Source organism: Aeromonas sp. (genome assembly GCF_050633025.1).
Taxonomy (GTDB): domain Bacteria; phylum Pseudomonadota; class Gammaproteobacteria; order Enterobacterales; family Aeromonadaceae; genus Aeromonas.
The window spans coordinates 22,525-31,541 of sequence record NZ_JBODRQ010000030.1; the positions used below are offsets into that span (position 1 = coordinate 22,525).

A 9,017-nucleotide genomic window follows, 5' to 3' on the forward strand; every position below is an offset into this window, starting at 1 on the left:
TTGAGCAGCGAGAGGAGATGACGATGGCTGAACCCCGTTTTATCCACCTGCGAGTCCACTCCGACTTCTCCATGGTCGATGGCCTGCAGAAGATCAATCCCATCGTCGGGGCGGCGGCGGCCAACAACATGCCGGCGCTGGCGCTGACCGATCAGATGAACATGTGCGGTCTGGTGCGCTTCTATGGCGCGGCCCACGGCAAGGGGATCAAACCCATTGTCGGCGCCGACTTCTGGGTGCAGAGCGATGAGCTCGGCGACGAGCAGTTCCGTCTCACCCTGCTAGCCATGGATAACGACGGCTACCAGAACATCACCCTGCTCATCTCCCGCGGTTATCAGCGCGGCCACGTGCAAGGGCGGCCGGTTATCGACAAGAGCTGGCTCGCCGAGCATGCCAAGGGGGTGATCGTCCTCTCCGGCGGCCGCGAGGGGGATGTGGGCAAGTTCCTGCTCAAGGGCAACCGGCAGATGACCGAGCAGTGTCTCGCCTTCTACCAGACCCATTTCCCCGATGCTTACTACCTCGAACTGTTGCGTACAGGTCGACCCGACGAAGAGGTCTATCTGCACATGGCGGTGGCCATTGCCACCGAGTTCGAGCTGCCGGTGGTCGCCACCAACGAGGTGGTGTTCCTCTCTGCCGATGATTTCGACGCCCACGAGATCCGGGTTGCCATCCATGACGGCTATACCCTGATGGACAAGCGCCGCCCCCGTCGCTATAGCCCCCAGCAGTACCTGCGCAGTCAGGAGGAGATGGCGGAGCTGTTTGCCGACATTCCCGAGGCGCTGGAGAACACGGTGGAGATCGCCAAGCGCTGCAACGTGACGGTGCGTCTCGGCGAATACTTCCTGCCCAACTTCCCGACTGGCGACATGACCACCGAAGATTTTCTGGTGGCCAAGTCGAAAGAGGGTCTGGAGGAGCGTCTCGAGTTCCTGTTCCCGGATCCGCAAGTGCGGGCCGAGCGCCGTCCCGAGTATGACGAGCGTCTCGACATCGAGCTGAAAGTGATCAACCAGATGGGCTTCCCGGGTTACTTTCTCATCGTGATGGAGTTTATCCAGTGGTCCAAGGACAACGGCATTCCCGTTGGTCCGGGCCGGGGCTCGGGGGCGGGCTCTCTGGTGGCCTATGCCCTCAAGATCACCGATCTGGACCCGCTGGAATTTGACCTGCTGTTCGAACGTTTCTTGAACCCGGAGCGGGTATCCATGCCCGACTTCGACGTCGACTTCTGCATGGACCGACGCGACGAGGTGATTGAGCACGTCTCCGAGATGTATGGTCGGGATGCGGTCTCCCAGATCATCACCTTCGGCAGCATGGCGGCCAAGGCGGTGGTGCGGGATGTGGGACGGGTGCTGGGCCACGCCTACGGCTTTGTCGATCGCATCTCCAAGCTCATTCCGCCGGATCCGGGCATGACGCTTGCCAAGGCATTCGAGGCCGAGCCCAAGCTGCCCGAGCTCTACGAGCAGGATGAGGAGGTCAAAGACCTCATCGACATGGCTCGCCGCCTGGAAGGGGTGGTGCGCAACGCCGGTAAACACGCCGGTGGCGTGGTGATCGCACCCACCAAGATCACCGACTTTGCGCCGCTCTACTGCGATGACGAAGGCCATCACCCGGTCACCCAGTTCGACAAGAATGACGTGGAGTACGCCGGTCTGGTGAAGTTCGACTTCCTGGGTCTGCGGACCCTCACCATCATCGACTGGGCGCTCGGCATGATAAACCCGCGTCTTGCCAAAGAGGGCAAGCCGCCGGTGGACATTGCCGCCATCCCCATCGATGACAAGAAGTCGTTCGACCTGCTGCAGCGCTACGAGACCACAGCGGTATTCCAGCTGGAATCCCGCGGCATGAAGGATCTCATCAAGCGGCTGCGCCCCGACTGCTTCGAAGATATGATCGCACTGGTGGCCCTGTTCCGACCGGGCCCGCTCCAGTCAGGCATGGTGGATAACTTCATCGACCGCAAGCACGGTAATGAAGCGATCTCCTATCCGGACGAGAAGTGGCAGCACGAGAGCCTGAAACCGATTCTGGAACCGACCTACGGCATCATCCTCTATCAGGAGCAGGTGATGCAGATTGCCCAGACCCTGGCGGGCTATACCCTGGGGGGCGCGGACATGCTGCGCCGTGCCATGGGTAAGAAAAAGCCCGAGGAGATGGCCAAGCAGCGGGCCGGTTTCGAAGAGGGCGCCGTCAAGAATGGCGTCGACGGCGAACTGGCGATGAAGATCTTCGATCTGGTGGAGAAGTTTGCGGGCTACGGCTTCAACAAATCCCACTCCGCCGCCTATGCGCTGGTCTCCTACCAGACCCTCTGGCTCAAGACCCACTTCCCGGCCGAGTTCATGGCGGCGGTGATGACCGCCGATATGGACAACACCGACAAGATCGTGACCCTGGTGGATGAGTGCCAGCGGATGGGGCTCACCGTGATCCCGCCGGATGTGAACACCGGCCGCTATCGCTTCTCGGTCAACGAAGATGGCCATATCGTCTATGGCATCGGGGCGGTGAAAGGGGTCGGTGAAGGCCCCATCGATGCGATCTTGAGCGCCCGGGATCAGGACGGCCCGTTCCGCGATCTGTTCGACTTCTGCAACCGGGTCGACATCAAGAAGCTCAACAAGCGGGTGATGGAGAAGCTGATCCTCTCCGGCGCCATGGATCGGCTCGGCCCCCACCGCGCTGCCCTGATGGCGACGCTGGAGGAGGCGATGCGTGCCGCCGAGCAGCACGCCAAGGCGCAGGCGGTGGGGCAGGTCGACATGTTCGGCGTGCTCACCGAAGAGATTGACGACGTCAAGAAGGCGTTTGCCAACGTGCCGCACTGGCCTGACAAGGTGTGGCTGGAAGGGGAGCGCGAGACCCTCGGGCTCTACCTCACCGGTCACCCTATCAACCAGTACAGCAGCGAATTGCGTCGTTATACCTCGGGTCGCCTGTGCGATCTGCATCCCACCTCCCGCGATACCGTGACCACGGCGGCGGGGCTGGTGATTGCGGCCCGCAGCATGGTGACCAAGCGTGGCAACAAGATGGGGATCTTCACCCTGGACGACCGTTCCGGTCGCCTCGATGTGACCCTGTTCAGTGAAGCGCTGGAAAAATATGAAGAGTTGATGCAAAAAGACCGCATTTTGGTGGTTTCTGGACAGGTCAGCTTTGATGACTTCTCCGGTGGCCTTAAAATGTCGGCTCGAGAATTACTGGATATCAACGATGCGAGGGAGCGTTTTGCCAGAGCAATCCGCATCTCCCTCGATGAACAGCGGATTGATGATCGCTTTTTCCCGCGTTTGTGCGAGATTTTGGAGCCCGCCCGTGCCGGAGTCTGTCCGGTTCAGGTAAACTATCGTCGCCCCGGCTCCCGGGTGCGATTGACGCTCGGTACCGAGTGGCGGGTGACGCCCACCGATCAACTGATAGATGACTTGCGAGTCCTGCTTGGACGAGAGCGGGTTGAATTGGTTTTTGATTAGAGGTTCTAAGGCCCTATGAGTCTTTTTCTGGATTTTGAACAGCCGATTGCCGAGTTGCAGGCGCAGATTGATGAGCTCAAACATGTGAGTGAAGGCAATCACGCCGTGGATCTGAAAGACGAGATCCGCCGGCTGGAGAAGAAAAACGAAGAGCTGACCAAGAAGATCTTCGGTGATCTGGGTGCCTGGCAGGTATCCCAGATGGCGCGTCATCCCCAGCGCCCCTACACCTTTGACTATATCGAGCATATCTTCACCGATTTCGACGAGTTGGCTGGCGATCGCGCCTATGCCGATGACAAGGCTATCGTCGGCGGCATCGCCCGTCTCGACGGCGAGCCGGTGATGGTGATTGGTCACCAGAAGGGTCGCGAGACCAAAGAGAAGATCAAGCGCAACTTCGGCATGCCGCGTCCGGAAGGGTACCGCAAGGCCCTGCGTCTGATGGAGATGGCCGAGCGCTTCAAGATGCCGATCATCACCTTTATCGACACCCCGGGCGCTTACCCCGGCGTCGGTGCCGAAGAGCGTGGCCAGTCCGAAGCGATTGCCCGCAACCTGAAAGTGATGGCCGGTCTGACCGTGCCGGTGGTCTGCACCGTGATCGGCGAGGGTGGCTCCGGTGGTGCGCTGGCCATTGGCGTGGGTGACCGCGTCAACATGCTGCAGTACTCCACCTACTCCGTCATCTCGCCGGAAGGGTGTGCCTCCATCCTGTGGAAGAGCGCAGACAAGGCTTCTGTGGCTGCCGAAGCGATGGGTATCACTGCCCAGCGTCTGAAAGAGCTCAAGCTGATCGACCACGTGATCGACGAGCCCCTCGGTGGTGCCCATCGCGATGTGGAGAAGATGGCCAAAAACCTCAAGGCCCGCATCAAGCAGGATCTGGATGCCCTGCGTCCGCTCGATACCGAGCAACTGCTGGAGCAGCGCTACCAGCGTCTGCTGGGTTACGGCTACTGCTAAGTCCACTTGCTCTGCATCAAGCCCCCGTCGATACGGGGGCTTTTGTTTTATGGCCCCTTAACAAGCTCTCAGACGTGTTTATGAGCACTGGATGGAGGCAACAAAAAAGTGCCCCGGGTGAGCGGGGCACTTTTGCCAAGATTGACTCGATTACAGCTCAATCTCGTCGGTCAGTCCTTCATAGGCGATATCGATGGATTGCAGCTCCTTCTGCAGGCGGTGCTTGTCTTTCAACGCCTCAATCTCGCGCCATTTGCGTTTTTTTCCCGTTGTCCCGCGGCTACGTGAACCGAGCTCAACTACCTCGTCATAATCGAAGTTGAACATTTCCATGGCTCCCTCCTTGGTTTTAATCGTTTTCACCATCCGTATAACATAACGAGGTTGAAAATAAAACGTTTTCGTTACAGCTCTATGACCGTGCTAAAAGTCGGGTACAAAAAAACCGGGCTCCCCTGAGGGAGTCCGGTTTTTCGTAGAAAAATTAACCTATTACAGGCGGCTAGCCAGCATGGTTTCCAGCTTGCCCTGGTCGATGGCAAACATGCGGATACCTTCGCCCAGCTTCTCGTGAGCCATGGCGTCCTGGTTCAGCTCCCAGCGGAATTCCGCTTCGGTCATCGGGGTCGGTTTAGCCTTGCGCTCGCCGGTGTAGTCTAGCTTGCGTACCATGGTGCCTTCAGCCTTGCTCAACTCTTCCAGCAGGGCTGGGCCAATGGTCAGGCGGTCGCAACCGGCCAGTTCCAGGATCTCGCCGGTGTTGCGGAAGCTGGCACCCATCACCACGGTCGGGTAGTCATGTTGCTTGTAGTAGTTGTAGATGGAGGTAACGGAGACCACGCCCGGATCTTCGCTGGCAGTGTAATCACGGCCATTTTTAGCCTTGTACCAGTCGAGGATGCGACCCACGAACGGGGAGATCAGGAAGGCACCGGCTTCGGCACAGGCACGGGCCTGGGCGAAGGAGAACAGCAGGGTCAGATTGCACTGGATACCCTCTTTCTCTAGTACTTCGGCGGCACGGATCCCTTCCCAGGTGGAGGCCAGTTTGATCAGGATGCGGTCGTTGCTGATACCGGCTTCGTTGTAGAGACGGATCAGCTTGCGGGCTTTGGCGATGCTGGCTTCGGTATCGAAGGAGAGACGGGCATCCACTTCGGTGGAGATGCGGCCCGGAACGATCTTCAGCACTTCCAGACCGATGTTGACGGCCAGCTTGTCGCCCGCATCGATGATTTGCTGTGCCTTGTCCTGGCTCTGGGCTTTGGCCCAGTTGATAGCATCGATGATCAGCGGAGCGTACTCAGGGATCTCGGAGGCCTTCAGAACCAGAGAGGGGTTGGTGGTGGCATCTATGGGCTGATAGCGTTTTATCGCTTCGATATCACCGGTGTCAGCAACAACAGTGGTCAGGGCTTTCAGCTGGGTTAATTTATCGGCCATAGCGAATATCATCTCTTAATGAGGGAGTAATCCCTGGGTTGCGGGCTTGAGACGGTTGTTCTGAAATAAAATTACAGGATCTTGGTGCCTCAGGCTCAGAAAAGCGCGATGGGCGCGGCCCATCGTCATTGCCTGCCTAATTAATACTGATGTGCTGCATCCTGCAATAGGGGCGCTTGGTTGTTAAACATTCAGGCTGTGGAGCAGGGGCGTTTTTATGAGAAAAACATACTGATAAGTAAGGAGTTTTGTATTTTTTATCCGACATTATCCGGTTTGTTGCCAAGTCACTTTTTTTAGCCAACATTAAAAAGTGTGTGTTTGATCACATAAATTATTGTATTGCACACTTGAAATTTTCTTACGGCGAAAACGTTTGGCGAAATCTCTCATTTTGAAAGCAGTTTCATGCAAGCGTTTGCCTGTTTCTGACGGAGGGAGATTGGTCTGTATGGGGGGAGGGGAAAGGGGCTCGATGAACGTTGCATTTGATTAAATTATTGGATTTGTTGAAAGCTTGCGATTTAAATGGAGCTTTAGTGGCTTTTCCCGTTCGTTTTTTGTGTCCCGAGTGATCGGAATCACTATTCCGGGCTCTTCTGCTGTGCTAGATTCCGCCCCTTTAGCGAAATGCTAATTAAACAACAGACAGAAAACGGTCAGCGCAGACTGACCATGGATGTGAATAACAACGAGAGAATTATGGACACCTTGATTGCGATGCTAAACGACCTGATGTGGGGAGCCGTGCTCATCTACCTGCTCATCGGGGTCGGTATCTATTTCACCGTCAGACTGGGTTTTATCCAGATCCGTCACTTTGGCCACATGTTTTCCGTGCTGAAAAACAGCCGTAAATCGGATAACGCGGGCATCTCCTCCTTCCAGGCCCTCTGTACCAGTCTGGCCGCCCGTGTTGGTACCGGTAACCTGGCAGGGGTGGCTGTGGCCATCTACCTTGGCGGGCCCGGCGCCGTATTCTGGATGTGGCTGATCGCATTTATCGGCATGGCGACCGCTTTCGTCGAAAGTACCTTGGCTCAGCTCTACAAGGTCAAGGATGAGGATGGCAACTATCGTGGTGGCCCGGCCTACTACATGGAGAAAGGCCTTGGCATGCGCTGGATGGGGGTGGTCTTCTCGCTCAGCCTGATCCTGGCATTTGGCTTGGTGTTCAACGCGGTGCAGGCCAACTCCATCAGTCTGGCGATGAAGGTGGCGTTTGGCATTCCTGACTGGGTCAGCGGTCTGGCGCTGGTGGTGCTTTCCGGCCTGATTATCTTCGGCGGCATTCGCGGCATAGCCCGTTTTGCCGAGCTGGTGGTGCCCTTTATGGCGCTGGCTTATATCCTGCTGGCGCTGGTTATTGTGGCGATGAACATCACCGAGTTGCCCCATGTTTTCATGCTGGTCATCAAGTCCGCTTTCGGGATTGAGCAGGCTGGCTCAGGGGCGCTGGGTTATGCTATCTCCCAGGCGATGATTAACGGCATCAAGCGGGGTCTCTTCTCCAACGAAGCGGGCATGGGTTCTGCACCCAACGCTGCGGCGACTGCCACCCCCTATCCGCCACACCCAGCTTCTCAGGGTTATGTGCAGATGCTGGGGGTATTTATGGATACCATCGTCATCTGCAGCTGTACCGCCGCCATCATCCTGATGTCCGGTCAGTTTGAGCCGGGCTCCGGCGTGACCGGTGTCGAGCTGACCCAGCGGGCGCTCTCCTCCCAGATTGGCAGCGGTGGCAACATCTTTATCGCGGCGGCCATCTTCTTCTTCGCCTTCACCTCTATCGTGGCGAACTACTCCTATGCCGAGACCAATTTGGTGTTCCTCGAGCACAACCACAAGGGCGGCCTGATGCTGTTCCGGTTGTTCGTGCTGGGGATGGTGATGTTCGGCTCTGTGGGTGAATTGCCAACCGTTTGGGCGATGGCAGATGTCTCCATGGGGCTGATGGCCATCGTCAACCTGGTGGCGATCCTGCTGCTCTCCAGCGTCGCCATCAAGCTGGCCAAGGATTACAACGACCAGCTCAGGCTGGGCAAGGTGCCCACCTTTGATGCTAACAAGTACCCCGAGATCCGCTCCCAGCTGGAAGAGGGGATCTGGGACAATCCGACCAAAAAATAACAAGCGGTGAGTTAGACCTCTTGATTAAAACCTGAAGGGGGAGCCGGTGGCTCCCTCTTTTTATTGGTCGGCCCAGCGCTGCAAAAAGTCGAGCAGGCTTGGCGGTGAGTAGGCCAGGTTGCAACGCAGCCAGGGGGTGGCAGGTCGCCCCTGACGAAATTGGCTACCCGGGGCGAGCAGAAAACCGGCTGCGAGGGCATCTTCGGCGCACTGGGCCGCATCCTGGTGATATTCAGGCAGCCTGATCCAGGAGAAGAGCCCTCCTCCCGGGGGGCAAAAGCGTTGCCAGCCGATCCGTTCCAGCCCACGCTCCCAGCGTTCGGAGGTGGCCTGTAACCGGCCACGCAGGCGAATCAGCTCTCGCTCTCGCTCAGGCTCCCCCAGCATGCGTAGCACCAGCCGCTCGGCTAGGCCGCAGGAGGAGATGGCATGCAGCGCTTTCAGGCGCATCAGGCGATCGACGCGTTCTGGCGTACCGAGCAGATAGCCGACTCGCAGGCCCGGGGCCAGTGTCTTGGCAAAGCTGCCTATGTAGATCACCCGCTCCAGACTGGCCAGTGCCGCCAGGGTTGGGCCGGGTTCACGGACCAGGGGCGCACTCACATCATCTTCCACAATCAGGCAGTTGTGGACTTCGGCCAGCTGCAGCACCCGAAAAGCAGTCGCTACCGAGTAGCTGGCGCCGGTTGGGTTGTGCAGTCTGGGATTGGTGAAAAAGATGCGTGGGCTATGCTCTTTGAGCAGTACTGCGAGTTGTTGGCAGTCTGGCCCCAGCGGGGTCCATGGGACACCGATCACCCGCATGCCACTCTGCTCGAGCAGGGCAATCAGGTTGCAATAACCGGGGTCATCCACCAGTACCGTCTCGCCCGGTCTTAACTCGCTCTGGATCACCAAAGAGAGCGCCTGGCTTGCTCCCTGGGTTAACAACACCCCTTCGGGAGCAAGATGGAGTCCTTGTTCTTCATATTG

Annotated in this window: 6 protein-coding genes; 3 read left to right on the plus strand and 3 right to left on the minus strand. The window is 57.9% G+C overall.

From position 1 onward, the window contains the following. Window positions 1-23: 23 nt before the first annotated feature. The gene (gene dnaE, locus ACRAUW_RS06380; RefSeq protein ID WP_431361601.1) at window positions 24-3,503 is read left to right on the plus strand and encodes a DNA polymerase III subunit alpha; all 3,480 of its coding nucleotides are present in this window, start codon (window positions 24-26) and stop codon (window positions 3,501-3,503) included. Window positions 3,504-3,518: 15 nt separating this feature from the next. Next, entirely contained in the window at window positions 3,519-4,469 is a 951-nt protein-coding gene (gene accA / locus ACRAUW_RS06385) for an acetyl-CoA carboxylase carboxyl transferase subunit alpha (RefSeq protein WP_005338549.1), read from the plus strand. A gap of 150 nt (window positions 4,470-4,619) precedes the next feature. Here accA and ACRAUW_RS06390 read toward each other — a convergent pair whose 3' ends face one another. Together ACRAUW_RS06390 and tal are read right to left on the minus strand one after the other, a co-directional pair. Beyond that, on the minus strand, window positions 4,620-4,802 hold the full coding sequence (locus ACRAUW_RS06390; protein ID WP_005338547.1) for a DUF3545 family protein: 183 nt from the start codon (window positions 4,800-4,802) through the stop codon (window positions 4,620-4,622). 159 nt (window positions 4,803-4,961) lie between these two features. Then, a complete protein-coding gene (tal, locus tag ACRAUW_RS06395) occupies window positions 4,962-5,912 on the minus strand; it encodes a transaldolase (protein WP_431361602.1) in 951 nt (316 codons plus the stop codon). Window positions 5,913-6,614: 702 nt separating this feature from the next. Here tal and ACRAUW_RS06400 point away from each other — a divergent pair. Next, window positions 6,615-8,045 carry an alanine/glycine:cation symporter family protein gene (locus ACRAUW_RS06400; protein ID WP_431361603.1) on the plus strand — a complete coding sequence of 477 codons (1,431 nt, stop codon included), beginning with the start codon at window positions 6,615-6,617 and terminating at the stop codon, window positions 8,043-8,045. Window positions 8,046-8,105: 60 nt separating this feature from the next. Here the strand turns inward: ACRAUW_RS06400 and ACRAUW_RS06405 are convergent. Beyond that, window positions 8,106-9,017: PLP-dependent aminotransferase family protein (locus ACRAUW_RS06405; RefSeq protein WP_431361604.1), on the minus strand; the 912-nt coding region annotated here is incomplete at its 5' end.